Here is a 24,781-nt window from a genome sequence, read left to right as displayed (position 1 = left end):
ACCGGCGCAGCCGTCAGCGGCGATCGTTCTTCGGATCGACCAGACCGGCCCGGCGCAGAGCATCGGCCATCGCACTGTTCGCCGGCGCCGGCGCCTGACGCGACCCGCCGCCCTGGCCGCCGCGACCACCGCCCTGCCCGCCGCGGCCACCACCACCGCCCTGCCGCTGCTGCGGCGGACGCCCGCCCCGCTGGCGGCGCTCGCCGGTGCCGCCGCCCTGGCCGCCCTGCGGGGCCGCCTCGTCGTCCAGCCGCAGGGTCAGGGAGATCCGCTTGCGCGGGATGTCGACGTCGAGGACCTTCACCTTGACGATGTCCCCGGGCTTCACCACGTCCCGCGGGTCCTTGACGAACGTCTTCGACATCGCGGAGACGTGCACCAGACCGTCCTGGTGGACGCCGACGTCGACGAACGCCCCGAAGGCGGCCACGTTCGTCACGACGCCCTCCAGGACCATCCCGGCCGACAGGTCGGAGATCTTCTCGACGCCCTCCTTGAAGACGGCGGTCTTGAACGCCGGACGCGGGTCCCGGCCCGGCTTCTCCAGCTCCTTGAGGATGTCGCTGACGGTCGGCAGACCGAACGTCTCGTCCACGAACTCCTGCGGCTTCAGCGAACGCAGCACCGCCGTGTTGCCGATGAGACCGGCGACCTCCTGCCCGGCCGTCTTCACCATGCGCCGGACCACCGGGTACGCCTCCGGGTGCACGCTCGACGCGTCCAGCGGGTCGTCACCGCCGCGGATCCGCAGGAAGCCCGCGCACTGCTCGTACGCCTTCGGGCCGAGCCGCGCCACCTTCTTCAGCTCACCGCGGGACTTGAAGGGCCCGTTCTGGTCGCGGTGCGCCACGATGTTCTCGGCGAGCCCGGAGGTGATGCCGGAGACCCGGGCGAGCAGCGGCGCCGACGCCGTGTTGACGTCCACGCCCACGCCGTTCACACAGTCCTCCACCACCGCGTCCAGCGAGCGCGACAGCTTCACCTCGGACAGGTCGTGCTGGTACTGGCCGACGCCGATCGACTTCGGGTCGATCTTCACCAGCTCGGCCAGCGGGTCCTGGAGCCGCCGGGCGATCGACACGGCGCCGCGCAGCGACACGTCCATGTCGGGCAGCTCCTGCGAGGCGAATGCCGACGCCGAGTACACCGACGCGCCGGCCTCGGACACCATCACCTTCGTGAGCTTCAGCTCCGGGTGCTTGGTGATCAGCTCCCCGGCGAGCTTGTCCGTCTCACGGGACGCGGTGCCGTTGCCGATGGCGACCAGCTCGACCGCGTGCTCCTTCGCGAGCCGGGCCAGCTTGGCGATGGCCTCGTCCCACCGGTTGGCCGGGACGTGCGGGTGGATGACGTCCGTGGCGACGACCTTGCCGGTCGCGTCCACCACGGCGACCTTCACGCCCGTCCGGAAACCGGGGTCCAGACCGAGCGTCGCGCGCGTGCCCGCCGGGGCGGCGAGCAGCAGGTCGCGCAGGTTCGCCGCGAAGACCCGCACCGCCTCGTCCTCCGCGGCCGTGCGCAGCCGCAGCCTGAGGTCGATGCCGAGGTGGACGAGGATACGGGTGCGCCACGCCCAGCGGACCGTGTCCGTGAGCCACTTGTCGGCGGGGCGGCCCCGGTCGGCGATCCCGAACCGGTTCGCGACGATCCCCTCGTACGACGACGGCCCGTCCGTCGGCTCCTCGGGCTCCAGGACGAGGTCGAGGACCTCCTCCTTCTCGCCGCGCAGCATGGCCAGGACGCGGTGCGAGGGCAGCTCGGTGAACGGCTCGGCGAAGTCGAAGTAGTCGGCGAACTTGGCGCCCGCCTCCTCCTTGCCCTCGCGCACCTTGGCGGCGAGCCGTCCGCGCACCCACATGCGCTCGCGCAGCTCGCCGATCAGGTCGGCGTCCTCCGCGAACCGCTCGGTGAGGATCGCCCGCGCGCCGTCGAGGGCGGCCTGCGGATCGGCGACGCCCTTGTCCGCGTCGACGAACGCGGCGGCCGCGGCGAGGGGCTCGACACCCGGATCGCCGAGCAGCCCCTCCGCCAGCGGCTCCAGCCCCGCCTCGCGCGCGATCTGCGCCTTGGTGCGCCGCTTGGGCTTGTACGGGAGGTAGATGTCCTCCAGACGCGCCTTGGTCTCGGCCGCGCGGATCCGGGCCTCCAGCTCGTCGGTGAGCTTGCCCTGCTCGCGCACCGACTCCAGGATCGCCGCCCGCCGCTCCTCCAGCTCCCGCAGATAGCGCAGCCGCTCCTCGATCGTGCGCAGCTGCGCGTCGTCGAGCATCTCGGTCGCTTCCTTGCGGTAGCGGGCGATGAAGGGCACCGTAGAACCGCCGTCGAGCAGTTCCACGGCAGCCCTGACCTGCCGCTCCCGTACGCCGAGTTCCTCGGCGATCCTGCCTTCGATGGTCCCTGCGTTGATGGACCCGTTGGACCCGGGTGTCGTCACGATCCCGTACCGCCTTCTCCACTGAGGTTGCGCGGCAATTGTGGCAGGTGACACCGACACTCGGGGATCAGGGCGGCACGCGGCAGGTCGGGGACCGGGTCAGGCCCTGCGGCTGCGGGTGGAGGACGAGGCCCCGCCGAAGAGCCGGGCCAGGGCCCGGAAGGGCAGCGTCACGACGGTGGCGATGGCGCCGCCGATCTGGCGCAGCACGTCTGCGATAGCACGGAACACGAAATTCCCCTTTCTCCACTCCCGGCCGCGCCGGCCGGTGGAGAGCGGGTACCGCGAAGAAGCCTCACCATGCGTCACGGCCGAACACATGTATCAGCCCTTGCCGATCAGGTCCGCCGGGAAGGCCCCCGCCATGAGCGCCGCGCGCGCGAAGGCGCCGCCCAGTTCGGTCAGCCGGGCCACGCCCTCGGGACCCAGGTGCTCGTACGGGGCCCGGTCGAGGCGGTCCGTCTCGTTCTCGATCTCCTGGCGCAGGGCGATGCCCCGCTCGGTGAGTTCACCGGTCCCGTCCAGCAGCCCGCGCTCGCGCAGCCGGTCCGACGCGGCGTCCCACTCCTCCTGGCTCCAGCCCCGGGTGCCGAACACCCACTTCGGTGTCATGCCCTTGCCCGTCGCCGTGTGGGTCACCAGCGCTTCGAGTCCGTCCAGCCCTGCCGACATCAGGGTGGCCAGGTGCCCGTCGCCCCGGTGCTCGCGCAGCAGGGTCGCCGCGTGCCAGTACGCGAGGTGCGGCTCCTCGGGGACGGGCAGGTCGGCGTGGGCGGCGTACAGCGGCCGCGCCTCGCGGGAACAGGCCTCGGCGGCGCGCAGCGCGAGCCGTGCGGCCTCGGCCATCTCCGCCGACGCCACGGCCTCCTCGCCCAGCAGCCGGCGCAGTGTCGCGTCGACCGCACGCGCGCGTGCCGCCAGCACCCGGCCGGGCGTGGTGCTCTCCCAGACCGCCGGCACGTGCCGGGCGACGAGCTCGTACTTGTAGTTGTAGAAGGTCGCCGCGACCGTCCCGGCCCCGACCGGCCCGAGGGCGGCGGAGCGCACGGCGAAGTTCACGGCCCGGGGGTGGGTGACCCCGGCGGCCGCCATCTCGCGTCCCAAATCGGGCGAGAAGTAGTGCGTCGAGTGCAGGGAGTTGAGCACGTTGTGGCAGCGTCGGCCGGCGCGCGGCTCAAGGGCGGCAGTCGTCATGCCGGGCAGGTTACCAACCGCTTGGTATGCGCTCCACGGTCGTGCGGGCCATGGCAGAAAAGGTGGGGGACTCGTCATTGCGGCCGTCCTCCGGGCCCGCGAAGAATCGACGGCATGGCCCAGCGCACCGTTCTCGCCGTGCTCTTCGACGGCGTGCAGTCTCTCGACGTCACCGGGCCCGTGGAGGTCTTCGCGGGCGCGGATCTGCACTCCCCGGGGACGTACCGGATCCGCACGGCCGCCCTGGACGGCCGGCCCGTGCGGACCACCAGCGGCCTGACCCTCGTCCCCGACGAGTCCCTGGACACGGCGCGGGACCCGGACATCCTCCTCGTCCCCGGCGGGACGGGCAGCCTGCGGCCCGAGCCGCGCCTGGTCGACTGGGTGCGCGAACACGGGCCGCGCGCCACGCGCCTGGTCTCCGTGTGCACCGGTGCGGCCGTGCTCGCCGCGGCGGGCCTCCTGGACGGCCGCCGCGCCACGACCCACTGGGCGTACTGCGACCGGCTCGCCCGCGACCACCCGGCCGTCGAGATCGACCCCGACCCGGTCTACGTCCGCGACGGGCACATCGCCACCTCGGCCGGTGTCACCGCCGGCATCGACCTCGCCCTCGCCCTGGTCGAGGAGGACCTGGGCCGGGACGTCGCCCTCACCATCGCCCGGCACCTGGTGGTGTTCCTGCGCCGGCCCGGGAACCAGGCCCAGTTCAGCGCCCAGCTCGCGGCCCAGACCGCCCACCGCGAGCCCCTGCGCGACGTCCAGCGCCACATCGCCGAACGCCCGGACGCCGACCTCTCGGTCACCGCCCTCGCCGCCCGGGCCCGTCTCTCGCCCCGCCACTTCGCCCGTGCCTTCCGCGCCGAGACCGGCATGACACCGGGCCGCTATGTGGACCGCGTCCGCCTCGAACACGCCCGCCGCCTGCTGGAGGACACCTCCGACGGCATCGAGGAGATCTCCCGCACCAGCGGTTACGGCACGCCCGAGGCCATGCGCCGCGCCTTCGTCAAGGCCCTCGGAACGTCCCCGGCGGAGTACCGCCGCCGCTTCCGCCCCGCGACGACGCCCTGAGCCCCATCGAACAGACGGAAGGGACCCCATGCAGATCGCCATCGTCCTCTACGACCGCTTCACCGCCCTCGACGCCGTCGGCCCGTACGAGACCCTCGGCCGGATCCCGGGCGCCGAGACCGTCTTCGTCGCCGAGCGGCCCGGCCCGGTGCGCAACGACTCGGGCAACCTCGCACTCACCGCCGACCGGGCCCTGGAGGACGTGCCGAACCCCGACATCATCGTCGTCCCCGGCGGCCCCGGCCCGCTCCCGCTGGCGTCGGCCGGCCCCCTGCTCACCTGGCTGCGCGGCGCCGACGTCACCAGCACCTGGACGACGTCCGTGTGCACCGGCTCCCTGCTGCTCGCCGCCGCCGGACTGCTCCGGGGCCGCCGCGCGACCTCCCACTGGCTGGCCCTGGACGAGCTGGAGCGCCACGGCGCCGTGTCCACGGGGGAGCGGGTCGTCACCGACGGCAAGTACGTCACCGCGGCCGGCGTCTCCTCCGGCATCGACATGGGACTGACCCTGCTCGGCCGCATCGCCGGCGACGACCACGCGCAGATCGTCCAGCTCGCCACCGAGTACGACCCGCAGCCGCCCTACGACGCCGGATCGCCCGAGAAGGCCCCCGCGCACGTCGTCGAACTGCTCCGGTCGCACGCAGGCCTCATCCTGACGTAGGCACGCTCCAGCCGAACCGCGGCTGCCTGCGCTCCAGGAACGCGGCGACGCCCTCCGCGGTGTCGCCGCTCGCGCGGGCCTGCCCGGCCCAGTGCGCGTCCCGGTCGGTACGGCCGTCCGCGAACTCCTTGGCCGCCGCCTGCGTCAGCTGCGAACGGGACACCAGGATCCGGGTGAACTCGGCGATCCGCTTGCCGAGTTCGCCCTCGGGCAGCACCTCGTCGACGAGACCGGTGCGCAGCGCGCGCTGTGCGTCGACCAACTCCCCTGAGAACAGCAGGTACTTGGCGGTCGCGGGCCCCACCAGCGACACCAGCCGCCGGGTCGAGGACGCCGGGTAGACGATGCCGAGCTTCGCGGGCGTCACCCCGAACAGCGCGCCCTCCTCGGCGAACCGCAGATCACAGGCCGCCGCGAGCTGCGCCCCGCCGCCCACGCAGTGGCCGCGGATCGCCGCCACGGTCGGCTTCGGGAACGCGGCGAGCGCCTCCTCGGCCCGCACCGCCAGCCCCTGCGCCTCCTCCGGCGAGCCCCGCAGCGTCGAGATGTCGGCCCCGGCGCAGAACGTCCCGCCCTCACCGGTCAGCACCAGCGCCCGCACGGCGGGATCGCCCGCCGACTCCGCCAGCAGCGACGGCAGGGCACGCCACATCGCGGCCGTCATGGCGTTGCGCTTCTCCGGATGGCGGATGACGACCGTCGCGACCGAGTCGGTGACGCCGTACTGCAGCTGCGGATCCATGCGCCGGATGCTATCCGGATGCCAAACCCGTACAACCCGAATAGTTCGCCGAGACGGCACAACAGGGACAGGAGCAGTCCCACAACTGACCGTGTCATACGCCAACGGTCAGAAACGCTCGATAGTTGCTGACTTCTGTTCAGGCCCGGGGTGGGGAGCGCATCGTTACCAACACTCGAGGTGTGGCGACAATCGAGCGCGAGGGTGGCGACCGGACGATGGACGACGACGGGCGCGGCTTCGGCCCACGCCCAGAGGGCGGCGCGGCGCCCCTCGGCCCCGGGCCCGCGGATCCGCTGCCGTACGAAGGGATCTGGCGCTTCACCGCACCCGCGGTCGACGCCTCGGTCCCGCAGGCGCGGCACGCCGTACGGGACCTGCTGCTGCGTCAGGGGGTGCCCGTCTCGGACGACCTGGCCCAGGGGCTGCTGCTGATCGTCTCGGAGCTGGTGACGAACGCCGTGAAGCACGCGGCCGTCCTGTCGCCGACGATCGCCGTCGAAGTGGCCGTCGGCGCCGAGTGGATCCGCGTGGCCGTGGAGGACAACCACCCGTACCGGCCGACCGCGCTGGAGGCCGACCACGGCCGGACCGGCGGCCGCGGACTGCTCCTCGTCCGCGAGATCACCCACGAGGCAGGCGGTGCCTGCGAGGTCGAGTACACCGCGAGCGGCGGCAAGGTGATCTGGGCCGCCCTGCCGCTCAAGCCCGCGCGCTACTCCTAGCGCCGCTCGCCCGGACCCTCGTCACCAGCCGGCCGACGGGCCCGTCAGCTCCCTGATCGCCGGCCGGGCCGCGTCCAGGACGGTCATGAACCAGGACGAGAAGGTGTCCTTGGCGTGCCGCTCCGCCAGCTCCGGCGGGGTCACGAACGCCGTCGACGCCACCTCCTGCGGGTCCGGCCGCACCACGGCCTGCACCATGCCGACGAAGAGGTGGTTGTACTCCTGCTCCACCAGGCCCGACTCCGGGTCCGGGTGGTTGTAGCGGACCGTGCCCGCCTCCGCCAGCAGGGACGGGGAGGCGCCGAGTTCCTCGAACGTCCGCCGTGCCGCCGCCGCGAAGGGCGCCTCCCCGGGGTAGGGGTGGCCGCAGCAGGTGTTGGACCACACACCGGGGGAGTGGTACTTGCCCAGCGCGCGCTGCTGGAGCAGCAGCCGGCCGTACTCGTCGAAGAGGAACACCGAGAACGCGCGGTGCAGCTGTCCGGGCGGCTGGTGGGCGGCGAGCTTCTCCGCGGTGCCGATCGTCACGCCGTCCTCGTCGACCAGTTCCAGCAAAATCGCGTCTGCGGTGCCGTTCGACGGGCTGTGCGTCGCGGTGGCAGGTGTGATCGGCATACCCATCCTTCACATCGGTCTTCGCGCCCCAAGTCTGCCGTACGAATCCGGCACTCCCGGCACTTCGCGACGCGCCCGCATGTCCCGCGCGGCGGCACGGAGGGCGGACGGCGCCGCTCGGACGCCGGAACAGGGACCCAGTAGGTGATCGTGCCCGGCGCGATGGGCCGAAAATCGTTTCCGGCGGTGCCGGGGGAGGCAGGGCGCGGGCGCGCGCCGGAGGCCCGCGTCACCCGGCGCACTCACATCCGAACGCGCCCCACCAGTCCCAGGCGCCTCACCGGACGGCGCGTCAGTGGCAGAGGTGCGCCTCGTGCTCGGCGTGCCCGCCGGGCTCCAGCTGGAAGGTGCAGTGCTCGACGTCGAAGTGGTCGCCGAGGCAGCCCTGCAGCTCGTGGAGCATCTTCTCGTGGCCTATCGCACTCAGCGCCTCCGAGCTGACGACCACGTGTGCCGACAGCACCGGCATGCCGGAGGTGATCGTCCAGGCGTGCAGGTCGTGGACGTCCTCCACGCCCTCCGTCGCCAGGATGTGGGCCCGCACCTCCGCCATGTCCACGCCCTTGGGCGCCGCCTCCAGCAGCACGTCGAGGGTCTCGCGCAGCAGCTTCCACGTCCGGGGCGCGATCATCAGGGCGATGACGAGCGAGGCGATCGGGTCGGCGGCCTGCCAGCCCGTGAGCATGATCACCACGGCCGAGACGATGACCGTGACCGAGCCGAGGGCGTCGGCCGCCACCTCCAGGAACGCGCCGCGCACGTTCAGGCTCTCCTTCTGACCGCGCATCAGCAGCGACAGCGACACCAGGTTCGCGACCAGTCCGATCCCACCGAACACCACCGTCAGCCCGCCCTCGGTGTGGGCCGGCGTGATGAAGCGCTGGACCGACTCGTACACGACGTACCCGCCGGCCCCGAGCAGCAGCAGGCAGTTGGCCAGGGCGGCGAGGATCTCGGCGCGGGCGTAGCCGAAGGTGGCCCGGTCGCTGGGCGGGCGGTTGGCGAAGTGGATCGCGAGCAGCGCCATGCCCAGGCCCAGGGCGTCGGTCGCCATGTGCGCCGAGTCCGCGACGAGCGCGAGCGAGTCGGCGAGGAAGCCGCCGACGATCTGGACGACCACGATGCCGAGCGTGATCGCCAGCGCCACCCGCAGCCTGCCGCGGTACGCCGTGGTCGCCGTACCGGCCGCCGCGCCGTGCGCGTGCCCGTGATCGTGCCCTGCCCCCATGAAAAGTCACCCTCCGGTGTCCGCCTGATCGTGCTCGGGGACCCCAGTGAACTACGGGGAGGGGGTATGTGCAACGCGGCACTGAACACCGTTGTCATGTGCCCTGACCTGCGGAAACGAAGCGCAGGTCAGGGCACCCTCAGTACCTAGGGAGCCGTCTCAGGAGCCGTGATGCAGCAGCCAGCCCCGCCATGCCGACTCGGCCATCTCACGCACCCCGCGCCGGGCGGTCCAGCCCAGTTCCTCCGCCGCCCGCGCGGCGGACGCGACCGCCCGGGGCGCGTCCCCGGGGCGGCGCCCCTCGACGAGCGGAGGGCGCCGGTCGCCGGTGACCTCGCCGATGACCGTGATCAGCTCGCGCACCGAGACGCCCTCGCCGCGTCCGATGTTGACCGTCAGGTCGCCCGCGAGATCCCCCTCGGCGAGCCGCCGGGCGGCCGCGAGGTGCGCCTCGGCCAGGTCCGCGACGTGGATGTAGTCGCGGACGCAGGTGCCGTCCGGGGTCGGGTAGTCGTCGCCGAAGATCCTCGGCGCCTCGTCGCGGGTCAGCCGGTCGAAGACCATCGGAACGATGTTGAAGACGCCCGTGTCGGCCAGTTCCGGCGCCGCCGCGCCCGCCACGTTGAAATACCGCAGACAGACGGTGGAGATCCCGTGTGCCCGCCCCGCCGCCCGCACCAGCCACTCCCCGGCGAGCTTGGTCTCGCCGTACGGGTTCACCGGCGCGCAGGGCGTCTCCTCCGTGATCAGGTCCACACCCGGGTCGCCGTACACGGCCGCCGACGAGGAGAACACGAAGCGCTCGATCCCCGCCCCGGCGACCGCGTCCAGCAGGGTCACCAGACCGCCGACGTTCTCCCGGTAGTACCGGGTCGGCTGCGCCACGGACTCGGCGACCTGCTTGCGCGCCGCGAGATGCACCACACCCGTCACGCCGTGCTCGGCGAACACCCGCTTCAGCAGGTCCCCGTCGAGCGACGAGCCCTCGATCAGCGGGATGCCGGAGGGGAGCCGCGCGGGCACCCCGGCCGTGAGGTCGTCCAGGGCGACGACGGACTCGCCGGCCTCCGTCATGGCCCTGGCCACGTGGGCCCCGATGTAGCCGGCCCCGCCGGTGATCAGCCAAGTCATGGTCGTCCACCCTATGCGGCACCGGCCGCGGCCCACGCGATGTCCCCGATGTCCGGTCTGTGCGACGCGGTTTGTGGGGCGGGCCCCGGATCCACGATGATGATCGCGGCAGGGGCTTGTGCGAACCACGTCGATCCATCCGCCGAACGGGCGGTGAACGTGGCCTTCCCGGCATCCGATAGCCTCTGCCGACATGCCGCCCGGGAGCCACCGGCGCGGGCGCCCCCACCATGCACCTCACTGGCGCGGACGCGTCGGTACCCAGGGAGTGAATTCGGTTGTCGACCGCCATCCTCACCGGTCAGCCGGTCCCCGGATCGTCGATCGAGGACGACCTGCGGTCCCTCGGGTTCGACGTGCGGACCGCGACCGACGCCGCCGAGGCCGAGACGCTGCTCGCCGAGGTGCCGTTCGAGGAGCGGGTCGCCCTGGTCGACGCCCGGTTCGTGGGCCATGTGCACGCGCTGCGCCTCGGCCTCACCGACCCCCGCTTCCCGCTCGCCGCGATCCCCGGCGCCGTCACCGCCCAGCCGGCCGGCCGCCAGGCCCTGACCAGGGCGATGGCCCGCGAGAACTCCGCCGGCGGCGGCACCACCCTGGTCGACAGCCTCGCCGACCGCATCCTCACCGCCCTGGACGCCGACGGCACCGACGTGCACCGCCCCGAGCTGGGCAGCCTCGTCGCCGCCGTCCCGGCCGACCCGCAGGCCCGCAACGAGGCACGGCAGGCCGTGGCCGAGGTCGACGACGAGGCCGTCCGCCTGAAGTCGGCCGTGAAGTCCCGCGACGGCTTCTTCACCACCTACTGCGTCAGCCCGTACTCCCGCTACATCGCCCGCTGGTGCGCCCGGCGGGGCCTGACCCCGAACCAGGTCACCACCGCCTCGCTGCTCACCGCCCTCATAGCGGCGGCCTGCGCGGCCACCGGCACCCGCGGCGGCTTCGTCGCGGCCGGCGTCCTGCTGATCGCCTCCTTCGTGCTGGACTGCACCGACGGGCAGCTCGCCCGCTACTCCCTGCAGTACTCCACCCTCGGCGCCTGGCTGGACGCCACCTTCGACCGGGCCAAGGAGTACGCCTACTACGCGGGACTCGCCCTCGGCGCGGCCCGCGGCGGCGACGACGTCTGGGCCCTCGCCCTCGGCGCCATGGTCCTGCAGACCTGCCGGCACGTCGTGGACTTCTCCTTCAACGAGGCCAACCACGACGCCACCGCCAACACCAGCCCCACCGCCGCCCTCTCCGACAAGCTCGACAGCGTCGGCTGGACGGTCTGGGTACGGCGCATGATCGTCCTGCCCATCGGCGAGCGCTGGGCGATGATCGCGGTCCTCACGGCCCTCGCCACCCCCCGCATCACCTTCTACGCGCTGCTCATCGGCTGCGCCTTCGCGGCGACGTACACGACCGCGGGCCGGGTGCTGCGGTCCCTGACGCGCAAGGCCCAGCGGACGGACCGGGCGGCGCGGGCACTGGCCGACCTCACCGACTCCGGCCCGCTCGCGGAGCTGGTCTCCAGGCTGCGCAACCCCCGGGGCAAGATCCTCCCGTACACGCCGGTCCTCGTCGCCGCGCTCGGTGCCGCACTCCTGCTGGTGAACACGGTCCGCCAGGGAGCCGGGGGAGCGGCCCTCACCGCGCCGTTCTACGCAGTGCTCGCGGGCTGCGCGCTCATGCAGCCCCTCAAGGGCCCCCTCGACTGGCTCGTCCCCCCGCTCTTCCGCGCCGCCGAGTACTGCACGATCCTGCTCCTGGCGGCCAAGGCGGACGTGAACGGAGCCCTTCCTGCGGCTTTCGGGCTGGTGGCCGCGGTCGCCTACCATCACTACGACACGGTGTACCGCATCCGCGGCGACGCCGGAGCGCCCCCCGCCTGGCTGGTGCGTTCCATCGGGGGGCACGAGGGACGGACGCTGCTCGTCACCGTCCTCGCCGCGCTGCTCACCGCCTCGCAGTTCACGGTCGCGCTCACGGCCCTCGCCGTGGCCGTGGCCCTGGTGGTGCTCGTCGAGAGCATCCGCTTCTGGGTGTCCGCAGGGGCGCCCGCCGTACACGATGAAGGAGAACCCGCATGATCGGCCTCGTGCTGGCGGCCGGCGCCGGACGGCGTCTGCGCCCCTACACCGACAGCCTTCCCAAGGCGCTGGTGCCGGTGGGGCCCGCGGGCATAGAGGGCGAACCAACGGTTCTCGACCTGACCCTGGCCAACTTCGCCGAGGTCGGCCTGACGGAAGCCGCGATCATCGTCGGCTACCGCAAGGAGGCCGTCTACGCGCGCAAGGACGCGCTGGAGAAGAAGTACGGCCTCAAGCTCACCCTCATCGACAACGACAAGGCCGAGGAGTGGAACAACGCCTACTCCCTGTGGTGCGGCCGTGACGCCCTCAAGGACGGCGTGATCCTCGCCAACGGCGACACCGTCCACCCGGTCTCCGTCGAGAAGACGCTGCTCGCCGCGCGTGGTGAGGGCCGTCGCATCATCCTCGCCCTGGACACCGTCAAGGACCTGGCCGACGAGGAGATGAAGGTCGTCGTCGACCCCGCCAAGGGCATGACGAAGATCACCAAGCTGATGGACCCCGCCGAGGCCACCGGCGAGTACATCGGCGTCACCCTCATCGAGGGCGACGCCGCCCCCGAGCTGGCCGACGCGCTGAAGACCGTGTGGGAGACCGACCCGCAGCAGTTCTACGAGCACGGCTACCAGGAGCTGGTGAACCGCGGCTTCCGGATCGACGTGGCGCCGATCGGCGACGTCAAGTGGGTGGAGATCGACAACCACGACGATCTCGCCCGCGGACGGGAGATCGCATGCCAGTACTGACCCGGCTGATCCCCTCGCCGCTCGTCGTGGACATCCGCCCGGGTGCCCTCGACGACCTGGCGTGCGTCCTCGCCGACGAGCGCATCTCGCACTCCGGCCGCCTCGCGGTCGCCGTCAGCGGCGGCTCGGGCGCGAAGCTGCGCGAGCGCATCTCGCCGAGCATGCCCGGCGCCACCTGGTACGAGGTCGGCGGCGGCACCCTCGACGACGCCGTCCGGCTGGCCAGTGACATAAAGGCCGGCCACTACGACGCGGTCGTCGGCCTCGGCGGCGGCAAGATCATCGACTGCGCCAAGTTCGCCGCGGCACGCGTCGGCCTCCCCCTGGTCGCCGTGCCCACGAACCTCGCGCACGACGGCCTGTGCTCGCCGGTCGCCACCCTCGACAACGACGCGGGCCGCGGCTCCTACGGCGTGCCGAACCCGATCGCGGTCGTCATCGACCTGGACGTCATCCGTGAGGCCCCGGTCCGCTTCGTCCGCGCCGGCATCGGCGACGCCGTCTCCAACATCTCGGCGATCGCCGACTGGGAGCTGGCCAACCGGGTCAAGGGCGAGCGGATCGACGGCCTCGCCGCGGCCATGGCCCGCCAGGCCGGCGAGGCCGTCCTGCGGCACCCGGGCGGCATCGGGGACAACGACTTCCTCCAGGTGCTGGCGGAGGCGCTGGTCCTCAGCGGCATCGCGATGTCGGTCTCCGGTGACTCGCGGCCGTCCTCCGGGGCGTGCCACGAGATCAACCACGCCTTCGACCTGCTCTACCCGAAGCGGGCCGCCGCCCACGGCGAGCAGTGCGGTCTCGGCGCGGCCTTCGCGATGTGGCTGCGCGGGGCGCACGAGGAGTCGGCGTACATGGCGGAGGTCCTGCGCCGCCACGGGCTGCCCGTGCTGCCGGACGAGATCGGCTTCACGACGGACGAGTTCGTCAAGGCCGTCGAGTTCGCCCCCGAGACCCGGCCCGGCCGCTACACCATTCTCGAACACCTCGACCTGAACACCGAACAGATCAAGGACACCTACACCGACTATGTCAAGGCCATCGGTAGCTGAACTACGCCCCGTCGTTCACCCCGCTGGGGTGAAGGACCGGCGCAGCGGTGAGCACTGGATGGGGCGCCTCTACATGCGAGAGGTGTCCCTGCGGGTCGACCGCTACCTGGTCAACACCAGGGTCACGCCCAACCAGCTCACGTACCTGATGACCGTCTTCGGTGTGCTCGCGGCCCCGGCACTGCTCGTGCCGGGGATCCCGGGCGCCGTCCTCGGCGTGGTGTGCGTCCAGATGTACCTCTTGCTGGACTGCGTCGACGGCGAGATCGCGCGCTGGAAGAAGCAGTACTCCCTCAACGGCGTCTACCTGGACCGCGTCGGCGCCTACCTCACCGACGCCGCCGTGCTCACCGGCTTCGGCCTGCGCGCCGCCGACCTGTGGGGCACGGGCCGCATCGACTGGCTGTGGGCCTTCCTCGGCACCCTGGCCGCCCTCGGCGCCATCCTGATCAAGGCCGAGACCGACCTCGTCGGCGTCGCCCGCCACCAGGCCGGCAAGCCGCCGGTCAAGGAGGCCGCCGCCGAGATGCGCTCCTCCGGCATGGCGCTGGCCCGCAAGGCCGCCGCCTTCCTGAAGTTCCACCGCCTCATCCTCGGCATCGAGGCGTCCCTGCTGATCCTGGTCCTCGCGATCGTCGACCACGTCCGCGGCGACCTGTTCTTCTCCCGGCTCGGCGTGGCCGTGCTGGCCGGCATCGCCCTGGTGCAGACCCTGCTGCACCTGGTGTCCATCCTCGCTTCGAGCAGGCTGAAGTGAGCGGCATGAAGGTCGGCGCCGTCATCATCACCATGGGCAACCGCCCCGACGAGCTGCGCGCCCTCCTGGACTCGGTCGCCAAGCAGGACGGCGACCCCGTCGAGGTGGTCGTCATCGGCAACGGCTCGCCCGTCCCGGACGTCCCCGAGGGCGTCCGCACCATCGAACTGCCCGAGAACCTCGGCATCCCCGGCGGCCGCAACGTCGGCATCGAGGCCTTCGGCCCGGCCGGCCGGGACGTCGACGTCCTGCTCTTCCTCGACGACGACGGCCTCCTCGCGAGTCACGACACCGCCGAGCTGTGCCGCAAGGCGTTCGAGGCCGACCCGAAGCTCGGCATCATCAGCTTCCGCATAGCCGACCCGGACACCGGCGTCACCCAGCGCCGCCACGTCCCCCGGCTGCGCGCCGCCGACCCGATGCGCTCCTCCCGGGTCACCACCTTCCTGGGCGGCGCCAACGCCGTCCGCACCCGCGTCTTCGCCGACGTCGGGGGGCTCCCGGACGCGTTCTTCTACGCCCACGAGGAGACCGACCTGGCCTGGCGGGCCCTCGACGCGGGCTGGATGATCGACTACCGGTCCGACATGGTGCTCTACCACCCGACGACCGCTCCCTCGCGGCACGCGGTCTACCACCGCATGGTCGCCCGCAACCGCGTCTGGCTGGCCCGCCGCAACCTCCCCGCGGCCCTCGTCCCCGTCTACCTCGGCGTGTGGCTGCTGCTCACCCTCGTGCGCCGCCCCTCCCGCCGCGCCCTGCGTGCCTGGTTCGGCGGCTTCCGCGAGGGCTGGACCACCCCGTGCGGACCCCGCCGGCCCATGAAGTGGCGTACGGTGTGGCGGCTGACCCGGCTGGGCCGGCCCCCGGTGATCTGACAAGCTCGTATCCGGAGTGTCCGGGAGCACCCGGGCCGTACCCTGGCCCCCGGCTCATGCCAGGCCCGCACAGGCCGCGCATCTCGAAGACGAAAGTTTCCACTAGTGAGTGAGACAACGCACGACGCCCCGGTCGCGGTGAGCGCGCCCGCGGCGCCCGACGAGGGCCTCACGGCGGCGGAACTCGCCGCCAAGCACGGGCTGAGCGTCAGCGGCGCCCGGCCGTCCCTCATCGAGTACGTCCGTCAGCTCTGGGACCGGCGGCACTTCATCCTCGCCTTCTCCCGGGCGAAGCTGACCGCCCAGTACAGCCAGGCCAAGCTCGGCCAGCTGTGGCAGGTGGCGACGCCGCTGCTGAACGCGGCCGTGTACTTCTTCATCTTCGGCCTGCTGCTGGAGGCCGACCGGGGCATGTCCCGCGAGGTGTACATCCCGTTCCTGGTCACGGGCGTGTTCGTGTTCACCTTCACGCAGAGCTCGGTGATGGCGGGCGTCCGCGCGATCTCCGGCAACCTCGGCCTGGTCCGCGCCCTGCACTTCCCGCGGGCCTCGCTGCCGATCTCCTTCGCGCTGCAGCAGCTCCAGCAGCTGCTGTTCTCGATGATCGTGCTGTTCGCCGTCGCGGTCGGCTTCGGCCACTACCCGGACCTGTCCTGGGTGCTGATCCTGCCGGCGCTCGTCCTGCAGTTCTGCTTCAACACCGGCCTCGCGCTGATCATGGCCCGGGCGGGCTCCAAGACCCCCGACCTCGCGCAGCTGATGCCGTTCGTGATGCGGACGTGGATGTACGCGTCCGGCGTGATGTTCTCCATCCCGATCTTCCTGGCGGACAAGCCGGCCTGGATGGCGAACGTCCTGCAGTGGAACCCGGCCGCGATCTACATGGACCTGATGCGCTTCGCCCTCATCGACGAGTACGACCAGAAGTACCTGCCCGACCACGTCTGGGCGGTCGCGGGCGGCTGGGCCGTGCTGTTCGCCCTGGGCGGCTTCGTGTACTTCTGGAAGGCGGAGGAGAGGTACGGCCGTGGCTGAGCAGCACGCCGAGCGGAACGACGACGCGCGGATCCCCACCGTCATCGCGGACGACCTGCACATCGTCTACCGCGTCAACGGCGCCAAGACCGGCAAGGGCAGCGCCACCGCCGCCCTCAGCCGCATCGTCAAGCGCGGCGAGGAGCGGGGCGTGCGCAAGGTGCACGCCGTGCGCGGCGTCTCCTTCGTCGCCTACCGCGGTGAGGCCATCGGCCTCATCGGCTCCAACGGCTCCGGCAAGTCGACCCTGCTGCGCGCCATCGCCGGCCTGCTCCCGGCCGAGCGGGGCAAGGTCTATACCGACGGCCAGCCCTCCCTCCTCGGCGTCAACGCGGCCCTGATGAACGACCTCACCGGCGAGCGCAACGTCATATTGGGCGGGCTCGCCATGGGCATGTCCCGCGAGGAGATCAGGGAGCGCTACCAGGACATCGTCGACTTCTCGGGGATCAACGAGAAGGGCGACTTCATCACGCTGCCGATGCGCACGTACTCCTCCGGCATGGCGGCCCGGCTCCGGTTCTCCATCGCCGCGGCCAAGGACCACGACGTCCTGATGATCGACGAGGCCCTCGCCACCGGCGACCGCAAGTTCCAGAAGCGCTCCGAGGACCGCATCCGGGAGCTGCGCAAGGAAGCCGGCACGGTGTTTCTGGTCAGCCACAACAACAAGTCCATCCGCGACACCTGCAACCGCGTCCTGTGGCTGGAGCGCGGCGAGCTGCGCATGGACGGCCCGACCGACGAGGTGCTCAAGGAGTACGAGAAGTTCACCGGCAAGTAGTCCGGCTCGGCCAGGGCCCCGCCGGAACTGTCCGGTCGGGGCCCCGCGTCTGCAAAGGAAGCGTCAACTCCGGCCGGTTTATGGAATCTTGGGGCCAATCGGTGTGTTCTCGTGATGTGCGGGACACCCTGACGATCCTCGATGCGTTGTACAACGTAAGCTGTACCGGTCCCGAAACACGGCAATCAGGGCGATAATGCGCGACACCGCCCGTCGCACCGCCGTGCGGACGGCCGGGCGGCGTGTCCGAAATAGTATGCATTGGGTCGGCAGTGTAGAACGGGAGATGTGACGGCGATGGCTACGGAAACTCCCCAGCTCCACACAGCACGTGCCGTCCCCGCACCGGGCGGCGGTCGGTGACGGGCACCGGCACGGCGCGCCCCCTCGACCCGGAGCGCGGCACCCTCGACAAGGCCGCGGGCGAGAACTTCCCGGTGGCCCCGTTCTTCCTGCCCCGGGCCTGGCGCACCGACCTCATGGCCGTCTACGGCTTCGCCCGCCTGGTCGACGACATCGGCGACGGCGACCTGGCCCCCGGCGGCGCCGACGCCCGGCTGCTCGGTGTCTCCCCGCAGGCGGCCGAGGACCGGCTGGTCCTGCTGGACGCCTTCGAGGCCGACCTGCGCCGGGTCTTCGGCGCGACGCCCCGCCACCCGCTGCTGCGCCGCCTCCAGCCGACCGTCCGCCGGTGCTCGCTGACCCCCGAGCCGTTCCTCGGCCTGATCGCCGCCAACCGCCAGGACCAGCTGGTCGGCCGCTACGAGACCTACGACGACCTGCTCGCCTACTGCGAGCTCTCCGCCAACCCCGTCGGCCGTCTCGTCCTCGCCGTCACCGGCACCTCGACGCCCGAGCGGATCCGCCGCTCCGACATGATCTGCACCGCCCTCCAGATCGTCGAGCACCTCCAGGACGTGGCCGAGGACCTCGGCCGCGACCGTGTGTACCTGCCCGCCGCCGACATGAAGCGTTTTCACGTCCAGGAGGCGGATCTCGCCACGAAAACCGCCGGAGCGTCGGTCCGTGCGCTGATTGCGTACGAAGCGCAAAGGGCCCGGGATCTCCTGAATGAAGGCGCCCCCCTGGTGGGTAGCGTCCACGGCAGGTTGAAGCTGCTGCTCGCAGGGTTCGTGGCGGGGGGAAGGGCGGCTCTGCACGCGATCGCCGCCGCCGACTACGACGTACTTCCCGGCCCGCCCAAGCCCGGCAAGGTCAAGTTGCTGCGTGAGGTGGGCGTGACTCTGCGAGGAGAGGGGTGATCCGGACCGTGGAGTCGGAACCACACGCGTCCCCACCGGTACTCGCCGCCTACAGCTACTGCGAGGCCGTCACCGGGCGGCAGGCCCGTAACTTCGCCTACGGCATCCGGCTGCTGCCGACGGCCCAGCGCCGCGCGATGTCGGCGCTGTACGCGTTCTCGCGGCGGGTCGACGACATCGGCGACGGCGCGCTCGCCCATGACGTCAAGGTCGCCCGGCTGGAGGAGACCCGGGCGCTGCTCACCCGGATCCGGGACGGCGAGGTCGACGAGGACGACACCGACCCGGTGGCCGTCGCCCTCACGCACGCCGCCGGGCACTTCCCGATCCCGCTCGGCGGCCTCGACGAGCTCATCGACGGCGTCCTGATGGACGTCCGCGGCGAGACCTACGAGACCTGGGACGACCTCAAGGTCTACTGCCGCTGCGTGGCCGGCGCCATCGGGCGTCTCTCGCTCGGCGTGTTCGGCACCGAACCGGGGGCGCGCGGCGTCGACCGCGCGCCCGAGTACGCCGACACGCTCGGGCTCGCGCTCCAGCTCACCAACATCCTCCGGGACGTCCGCGAGGACGCCGTGGGCGGACGCACCTACCTGCCCGCCGACGATCTCGCGAAATTCGGCTGCTCGGCCGGGTTCAGCGGACCCCGGCCACCCGAGGGCTCCGACTTCGCGGGCCTTGTGCACTTCGAAGTGCGACGGGCCCGCGCTCTTTTCGCCGAGGGCTACCGGCTGCTGCCCATGCTCGACCGGCGCAGCGGCGCCTGTGTCGCCGCCATGGCCGGCATCTACCGCCGCCTCCTCGACCGCATCGAGCGCGACCCGGAGGCCGTGCTGCGCGGCCGGGTCTCCCTGCCCGGCCGGGAGAAGGCGTACGTCGCCGTACGCGGCCTGTCCGGCCTGGACGCCCGGCATGTGACCCGACGGACCGTCAGGAGGCGTGCGTGACGCACACAGACGCCGGCATCGGTACGAAGCGGCGGGCAACCCTCCGGCAGGGGCCCGCGTCCCTGACGGAGACGGCCGGCCGTGTGCCGTTCGAGCAGCACGGCCGCCGCGCAGGGGAGGGGGCGTGATGACCCACGGCACGCGGTCCCAGGGACCGGTCGCGGACGGACGGCACGCCGTCGTGGTGGGCGGCGGGCTCGCCGGCGTCACCACCGCGCTGGCGCTCGCCGACGCCGGGGTGCGCGTCACCCTGCTGGAGGGCAGGCCGAGACTGGGCGGCCTGGCCTTCTCCTTCCAGCGCGGCGACCTCACCGTCGACAACGGACAGCACGTGTACCTGCGTTGCTGCACCGCCTACCGCTGGTTCCTCGACCGCATCGAGGGCGCGGCACTGGCCCCGCTGCAGGACCGGCTCGACGTACCCGTGCTGGACGTGACGCGGCCCGCGGGGCGGCGGCTCGGCAGGCTGCGGCGGGACGCGCTGCCCGTGCCCCTGCATCTGGGGCGCAGCCTCGCCACCTATCCGCACCTGTCGCTCGCCGACCGCGCCAAGGTGGGCCGCGCGGCGCTCGCGCTCAAGGGGCTCGACCTCGCCGACCCGGCGCTGGACCTTCAGGACTTCGGCAGCTGGCTGGCCGCGCACGGCCAGTCGGCGCGCGCCGTCGAGGCACTGTGGGACCTGGTCGGGGTCGCCACCCTCAACGCGGTCGCCTCCGACGCCTCCCTGGGGCTCGCCGCGATGGTGTTCAAGACCGGTCTGCTGTCCGACCCGGGCGCGGCCGACATCGGCTGGGCGCGCGTCCCGCTGGGCGAACTGCACGACCGCCTGGCCCGCAAGGCGCTCGACTCGGCGGGTGTCCGTACCGAGGTCCGTACACGCGTCACCTCCGTCTCCGCGGAGGTGAACGGACGGTGGAGCGTCGAGGTTCCCGGCGAGACCCTCGAAGCGGACGCGGTGGTGCTCGCCGTACCGCAGCGCGAGGCGCACGACCTGCTGCCCGAGGGCGCCCTCGACGCGCCGGAACGGCTGTTGCAGATCGGCACCGCACCGATCCTCAACGTCCATGTGGTGTACGACCGCAAGGTGCTCGCCCGGCCGTTCTTCAGCGCCCTCGGCACCCCGGTGCAGTGGGTCTTCGACCGGACCGAGGCCTCCGGGCTGCGCCAGGGCCAGTACCTCGCCCTGTCGCAGTCGGCGGCCCAGGACGAGATCGACGCGCCCGTGGCCGTGCTGCGCGAGCGGTACCTGCCCGAGCTCGAACGGCTGCTGCCGCTGACCCGCGGCGCCGAAGTGAGGGACTTCTTCGTCACCCGGGAGCGCACGGCGACGTTCGCTCCCACCCCCGGCGTCGGGCGCCTCAGGCCCGGCGCCCGCACCAAGGCATCCGGCCTCTACCTGGCCGGAGCGTGGACCGCCACCGGGTGGCCCGCGACCATGGAGAGTGCGGTCCGCAGTGGTGTGAGCGCGGCGGACGCCGTGCTGGGCGCCCTGGGCCGGCCCCGCCCGCAGCACCTCTTCGAGTTCGAGGAGGCGGCGTGATGCTCGCTCGGCACGACGCGGCAGGCGGCCCCCGCACCCCCGGTACCGCAACAAGAGGAGAGACTGTGCCCACTGTGCCCCCGGCCTCGAAGACTGCCGAGGCGGTGGACGTGACCGCGCTGCTGGAGCGCGGCCGGACCCTGGCCACACCGGTACTGCGGGCGGCCATCGACCGCCTGGCACCTCCCATGGACACTGTTGCCGCCTACCACTTCGGATGGATCGACGCCCAGGGCAGGCCCGCCGAGGGTGACGGCGGCAAGGCCGTGCGCCCCGCCCTCGCCGTCATGTCCGCCGAGGTCATGTCCGCCGCCCCCGAAACGGGTATCCCCGGCGCCGTCGCCGTGGAACTCGTCCACAACTTCTCCCTCCTCCACGACGACCTCATGGACGGCGACGAACAGCGCCGCCACCGCGACACGGTCTGGAAGGTGCACGGGCCCGCCCAGGCCATCCTGGTCGGCGACGCCCTGTTCGCCCTCGCGGGCGAGGTGCTCTTGGAACTGGGCACTGTCGAGGCCGGCCGCGCCACCCGCCGCCTGACCACCGCCACCCGCGCCCTCATCGACGGCCAGGCGCAGGACATCTCCTACGAGCACCGCGACCGCGTCAGCGTCGAGGAGTGCCTGGAGATGGAGGGCAACAAGACCGGCGCGCTGCTCGCCTGCGCCAGCTCGATCGGCGCCGTCCTCGGCGGCGCCGACGACAGCACCGCCGACACCCTGGAGAAGTACGGCTACCACCTGGGGCTCGCCTTCCAGGCCGTCGACGACCTCCTCGGCATCTGGGGCGACCCGGTCTCCACCGGCAAGCAGACCTGGAGCGACCTGCGCCAGCGCAAGAAGTCGCTGCCGGTCGTGGCCGCGCTCGCGGCCGGCGGACCCGCCTCCGAGCGGCTCGGCGAGATGCTCGCCGCCGACGCCAAGGCCAGCGACTTCGCGAACTTCTCCGAGGAGGAGTTCGCGGCCCGCGCCGCCCTCATCGAGGAGGCGGGCGGCCGCGAGTGGACCGCCGACGAGGCTCGCCGTCAGCACACCATCGCCATCGAGGCCCTCGACGCCGTCGACATGCCCGACCGGGTGCGGGCCCAGTTCACGGCGCTCGCGGACTTCGTCGTCGTACGGAAGAGATGATCACTATCGGTCGAATAGCCCTCGCGTAGTCGCCGGCCGGTGCCGCGAGTCTCCTCGTGACACCGGCCGACGGCGGACCCACAGCAGATGCACGCCTTGCAGGACTGCACGAAGGGGAAGCCATGACAGCGACGACCGACGGAAGCACCGGGGCCCTGCCACCCCGAGCCGCCGCGGCCAGCGACACCGACACCGACACCGACATCCCCGCGGCGGCCGGGGTACCGGAAGCCGCCGCCCGCGCCGTACGGCGCGCCACCGACTTCCTGCTCTCCCGCCAGGACGCCCAGGGCTGGTGGAAGGGCGACCTCGAGACCAACGTCACGATGGACGCCGAGGACCTGCTGCTCCGTCAGTTCCTCGGCATCCGCGACGAGAAGACCACGCAGGCCGCCGCGCTCTTCATCCGCGGCGAGCAGCGCGAGGACGGCACCTGGGGCACCTTCTACGGCGGCCCGGGCGAACTCTCCGCCAGCATCGAGGCGTACGTCGCCCTCCGGCTGGCGGGCGACGCCCCCGACGCCCCGCACATGGCGAAGGCCTCCGCCTGGATCCGCGCGCAGGGCGGCATCGCCGCCGCCCGCGTCTTCACCCGGATCTGGCTGGCCCTGTTCGGCTGGTGGAAGTGGGAGGACCTGCCCGAACTCCCGCCCGAGCTGATCTTCTTCCCCAAGTGGCTGCCGCTCAACATCTACGACTTCGGCTGCTGGGCCCGGCAGACGATAGTCCCCCTGACGATCGTCTCCGCCAAGCGGCCGGTACGCCCCGCGCCGTTCCCGCTCGACGAGCTGCACACCGACCCGGCCCACCCGAATCCGCCCAAGCCCCTCGCCCCTGCCCTCAGTTGGGACGGGGCCTTCCAGCGGATGGACAAGGCTCTGCACACCCTGCGCAAGGTCGCCCCGCGCGGACTCCGCAGGGCCGCCATGAACAGCGCCGCCCGCTGGATCATCGAGCGGCAGGAGAACGACGGCTGCTGGGGCGGCATCCAGCCCCCGGCCGTCTACTCGATCATCGCGCTGCACCTGCTCGGCTACGACCTCCAGCACCCCGTGATGCGCGAGGGGCTGGCGTCCCTCGACCGGTTCGCCGTGTGGCGCGAGGACGGGGCCCGGATGATCGAGGCCTGTCAGTCGCCGGTCTGGGACACCTGCCTGGCCGCGATCGCGCTGGTCGACGCCGGACTGCCCCCGGACCACCCGCAGTTGGTCAAGGCGGCGGACTGGATGCTGGGCGAGGAGATCGTCCGGCCCGGTGACTGGGCCGTACGGCGGCCGGAACTGCCGCCCGGGGGCTGGGCGTTCGAGTTCCACAACGACAACTACCCCGACATCGACGACACCGCCGAGGTCGTCCTCGCGCTGCGCCGGATCACCCACCACGACCCGCAGCGGGTCGACAAGGCGATCGGGCGGGCCCTGCGCTGGACCCTCGGCATGCAGTCGAAGAACGGCGCCTGGGCCGCCTTCGACGTCGACAACACCAGCCCCTTCCCGAACCGGCTGCCGTTCTGCGACTTCGGCGAGGTCATCGACCCGCCCTCGGCCGACGTCACCGCGCACGTCGTCGAGATGCTCGCGGTCGAAGGGCTCGCCCACGACCCGCGCACCCGGCGCGGCATCGAGTGGCTGCTCGCCGAACAGGAGCAGGACGGCTCGTGGTTCGGGCGCTGGGGCGTCAACTACGTCTACGGCACCGGGTCCGTCGTCCCCGCCCTGGTCGCCGCGGGCATCCCCGCCGCGCACCCGGCGATCCGGCGGGCGGTGGCCTGGCTGGAGTCCGTGCAGAACGACGACGGCGGCTGGGGCGAGGACCTGCGCTCCTACAAGGACGTGGCGGAATGGAGCGGCAAGGGCGCCTCCACCGCCTCCCAGACGGCGTGGGCCCTGCTGGCGCTGCTCGCGGCGGGCGAGCGGGACTCCAAGGCCGTCGAACGCGGCGTCGAGTGGCTCGCCGCCACCCAGCGGGAGGACGGCTCCTGGGACGAGCCGTACTTCACGGGGACCGGCTTCCCGTGGGACTTCTCGATCAACTACCACCTCTACCGGCAGGTGTTCCCGCTCACCGCGCTCGGCCGGTACGTGCACGGGGAGCCGTTCGCCGACCGGCTCAAGGGGAGCTGATGAGCCCACAGCCCGCCCCGGCCCCGCTGCTGATCGCCTGTGCGCTCGGCATCGAGCAGTTCGCCCTGCGCGCGGGCGGCCGGGGCGGTGCCGGCGGGCCGGTCACCGTGCTGCGCACGGGCATGGGGCCCGCGGCGGCCGAGCGGTCCGTCACGCGCGTGCTCGCCGACCCGGCCCTGCGCGACGCCGCCGTGCTGGCCACCGGCTTCTGCGCGGGACTCGCGCCGGGCATGCACCCCGGGGACCTGGTCGTCGCCGAGGAGACCCGCGACCCGCGCTCCACGACCCCCTGCGTGGGGACGGAGCTGCTGGTCAAGGAGCTGGGCCGGGTGGTGCCCGGGCGGACCGTGCACACCGGGCCGCTCACCGGTTCCGACCACGTCGTGCGCGGCCAGGAACGGTCCGAGCTGCTCGCGACCGGCGCGATCGCGGTCGACATGGAGTCGGCGGCCACGCTCCTGAGCGCCGTGCGCGCGGGCGAGCGCCCGGTTGCGGCCGTCCGGGTGGTCGTGGACGCTCCTGAACATGAACTCGTCCGGATCGGCACGGTGCGCGGTGGAATATCAGCTTTCCGTGTTCTTCGTTCCGTCCTTCCCGCTTTCTTCGAATGGCACCGTTCCTTGCTGCTCCCCAGGAGGTGAG

Annotated in this window: 24 protein-coding genes; 17 read left to right on the top strand and 7 right to left on the bottom strand. The window is 72.2% G+C overall.

Translation table 11 applies throughout. From position 1 onward, the window contains the following. Positions 1-13: 13 nt before the first annotated feature. The 3 genes from ABZ948_RS18255 to ABZ948_RS18245 all read right to left on the bottom strand — a co-directional run bounded on the left by ABZ948_RS18255 (position 14) and on the right by ABZ948_RS18245 (position 3,628). A complete protein-coding gene (locus ABZ948_RS18255; protein WP_359760687.1) occupies positions 14-2,434 on the bottom strand; it encodes a Tex family protein in 2,421 nt (806 codons plus the stop codon). 99 nt (positions 2,435-2,533) lie between these two features. Further along, positions 2,534-2,665, bottom strand: a complete 132-nt coding sequence (locus tag ABZ948_RS18250; RefSeq protein WP_252100478.1) for an LPFR motif small protein — start codon at positions 2,663-2,665, stop codon at positions 2,534-2,536. A 93-nt stretch (positions 2,666-2,758) separates the two neighbouring features. Beyond that, positions 2,759-3,628 (bottom strand): SCO6745 family protein, encoded by an 870-nt coding sequence (locus tag ABZ948_RS18245; protein ID WP_359760685.1) that lies wholly within the window; start codon positions 3,626-3,628, stop codon positions 2,759-2,761. Positions 3,629-3,742: 114 nt separating this feature from the next. Here ABZ948_RS18245 and ABZ948_RS18240 point away from each other — a divergent pair, with 114 nt between their 5' ends. Next, complete coding sequence (locus ABZ948_RS18240) at positions 3,743-4,702, top strand: GlxA family transcriptional regulator (protein ID WP_359760683.1); 960 nt, start codon at positions 3,743-3,745, stop codon at positions 4,700-4,702. A 28-nt stretch (positions 4,703-4,730) separates the two neighbouring features. Next, entirely contained in the window at positions 4,731-5,366 is a 636-nt protein-coding gene (locus ABZ948_RS18235) for a DJ-1/PfpI family protein (protein WP_359760680.1), read from the top strand. Here ABZ948_RS18235 and ABZ948_RS18230 read toward each other — a convergent pair. Beyond that, positions 5,353-6,108, bottom strand: coding sequence for an enoyl-CoA hydratase/isomerase family protein (locus ABZ948_RS18230; protein ID WP_359760679.1), 756 nt, complete (start codon positions 6,106-6,108; stop codon positions 5,353-5,355). The two genes, ABZ948_RS18235 and ABZ948_RS18230, sit on opposite strands and share 14 nt — an antisense overlap. A gap of 218 nt (positions 6,109-6,326) precedes the next feature. On the opposite strand from ABZ948_RS18230, the gene ABZ948_RS18225 reads away from it, so the two are divergent. Continuing rightward, positions 6,327-6,833, top strand: coding sequence for an ATP-binding protein (locus ABZ948_RS18225; protein WP_359760789.1), 507 nt, complete (start codon positions 6,327-6,329; stop codon positions 6,831-6,833). Positions 6,834-6,854: 21 nt separating this feature from the next. On the opposite strand, the gene idi is transcribed toward ABZ948_RS18225, so the two are convergent. From idi to galE, 3 genes are all read right to left on the bottom strand, one after another. Continuing rightward, positions 6,855-7,448 (bottom strand): isopentenyl-diphosphate Delta-isomerase, encoded by a 594-nt coding sequence (gene idi / locus ABZ948_RS18220; protein WP_359760677.1) that lies wholly within the window; start codon positions 7,446-7,448, stop codon positions 6,855-6,857. A gap of 292 nt (positions 7,449-7,740) precedes the next feature. Beyond that, the gene (locus tag ABZ948_RS18215) at positions 7,741-8,676 is read right to left on the bottom strand and encodes a cation diffusion facilitator family transporter (protein ID WP_359760676.1); all 936 of its coding nucleotides are present in this window, start codon (positions 8,674-8,676) and stop codon (positions 7,741-7,743) included. A gap of 159 nt (positions 8,677-8,835) precedes the next feature. Continuing rightward, positions 8,836-9,807, bottom strand: a complete 972-nt coding sequence (gene galE / locus ABZ948_RS18210; RefSeq protein ID WP_359760674.1) for a UDP-glucose 4-epimerase GalE — start codon at positions 9,805-9,807, stop codon at positions 8,836-8,838. 278 nt (positions 9,808-10,085) lie between these two features. Here galE and ABZ948_RS18205 point away from each other — a divergent pair, with 278 nt between their 5' ends. From ABZ948_RS18205 to ABZ948_RS18140, 14 genes are all read left to right on the top strand, one after another. After that, positions 10,086-11,882: a DUF5941 domain-containing protein gene (locus ABZ948_RS18205; protein WP_359760672.1), complete on the top strand. Its 1,797-nt coding sequence runs from the start codon at positions 10,086-10,088 to the stop codon at positions 11,880-11,882. Continuing rightward, positions 11,879-12,631, top strand: coding sequence for a phosphocholine cytidylyltransferase family protein (locus ABZ948_RS18200; RefSeq protein ID WP_359760670.1), 753 nt, complete (start codon positions 11,879-11,881; stop codon positions 12,629-12,631). The genes ABZ948_RS18205 and ABZ948_RS18200 overlap by 4 nt, the downstream gene beginning before the upstream one ends. After that, entirely contained in the window at positions 12,619-13,680 is a 1,062-nt protein-coding gene (locus tag ABZ948_RS18195; RefSeq protein WP_114256559.1) for an iron-containing alcohol dehydrogenase family protein, read from the top strand. Before ABZ948_RS18200 ends, ABZ948_RS18195 begins: the two co-directional genes overlap by 13 nt. Continuing rightward, positions 13,658-14,437: a CDP-alcohol phosphatidyltransferase family protein gene (locus tag ABZ948_RS18190; protein ID WP_359760669.1), complete on the top strand. Its 780-nt coding sequence runs from the start codon at positions 13,658-13,660 to the stop codon at positions 14,435-14,437. Before ABZ948_RS18195 ends, ABZ948_RS18190 begins: the two co-directional genes overlap by 23 nt. A gap of 5 nt (positions 14,438-14,442) precedes the next feature. Then, positions 14,443-15,315 carry a glycosyltransferase family 2 protein gene (locus ABZ948_RS18185; RefSeq protein WP_359760787.1) on the top strand — a complete coding sequence of 291 codons (873 nt, stop codon included), beginning with the start codon at positions 14,443-14,445 and terminating at the stop codon, positions 15,313-15,315. A 105-nt stretch (positions 15,316-15,420) separates the two neighbouring features. Further along, entirely contained in the window at positions 15,421-16,350 is a 930-nt protein-coding gene (locus ABZ948_RS18180; protein ID WP_359760667.1) for an ABC transporter permease, read from the top strand. Beyond that, entirely contained in the window at positions 16,343-17,134 is a 792-nt protein-coding gene (locus tag ABZ948_RS18175; protein WP_359760666.1) for an ABC transporter ATP-binding protein, read from the top strand. Before ABZ948_RS18180 ends, ABZ948_RS18175 begins: the two co-directional genes overlap by 8 nt. Before the next feature lie 359 nt (positions 17,135-17,493). Continuing rightward, on the top strand, positions 17,494-18,396 hold the full coding sequence (hpnC, locus tag ABZ948_RS18170; protein ID WP_359760664.1) for a squalene synthase HpnC: 903 nt from the start codon (positions 17,494-17,496) through the stop codon (positions 18,394-18,396). Further along, positions 18,393-19,343: a presqualene diphosphate synthase HpnD gene (hpnD, locus tag ABZ948_RS18165; RefSeq protein WP_359760662.1), complete on the top strand. Its 951-nt coding sequence runs from the start codon at positions 18,393-18,395 to the stop codon at positions 19,341-19,343. The genes hpnC and hpnD overlap by 4 nt, the downstream gene beginning before the upstream one ends. Next, complete coding sequence (locus tag ABZ948_RS18160) at positions 19,340-19,471, top strand: DUF6380 family protein (RefSeq protein WP_359760660.1); 132 nt, start codon at positions 19,340-19,342, stop codon at positions 19,469-19,471. The genes hpnD and ABZ948_RS18160 overlap by 4 nt, the downstream gene beginning before the upstream one ends. Beyond that, a complete protein-coding gene (hpnE, locus tag ABZ948_RS18155; RefSeq protein WP_359760658.1) occupies positions 19,471-20,883 on the top strand; it encodes a hydroxysqualene dehydroxylase HpnE in 1,413 nt (470 codons plus the stop codon). Before ABZ948_RS18160 ends, hpnE begins: the two co-directional genes overlap by 1 nt. After that, positions 20,883-22,016 (top strand): polyprenyl synthetase family protein, encoded by a 1,134-nt coding sequence (locus ABZ948_RS18150; protein WP_359760785.1) that lies wholly within the window; start codon positions 20,883-20,885, stop codon positions 22,014-22,016. The genes hpnE and ABZ948_RS18150 overlap by 1 nt, the downstream gene beginning before the upstream one ends. A 122-nt stretch (positions 22,017-22,138) precedes the next feature. Beyond that, positions 22,139-24,139, top strand: coding sequence for a squalene--hopene cyclase (gene shc, locus ABZ948_RS18145; RefSeq protein ID WP_359760656.1), 2,001 nt, complete (start codon positions 22,139-22,141; stop codon positions 24,137-24,139). After that, positions 24,139-24,780, top strand: coding sequence for a phosphorylase family protein (locus tag ABZ948_RS18140; protein WP_359760654.1), 642 nt, complete (start codon positions 24,139-24,141; stop codon positions 24,778-24,780). The genes shc and ABZ948_RS18140 overlap by 1 nt, the downstream gene beginning before the upstream one ends. The last annotated feature ends 1 nt before the right edge of the window (position 24,781 follow it).

It is taken from the genome of Streptomyces olindensis (assembly GCF_040645895.1).
GTDB lineage: Bacteria > Actinomycetota > Actinomycetes > Streptomycetales > Streptomycetaceae > Streptomyces > Streptomyces olindensis.
This window is presented reverse-complemented; position numbering and strand designations above follow the sequence as displayed.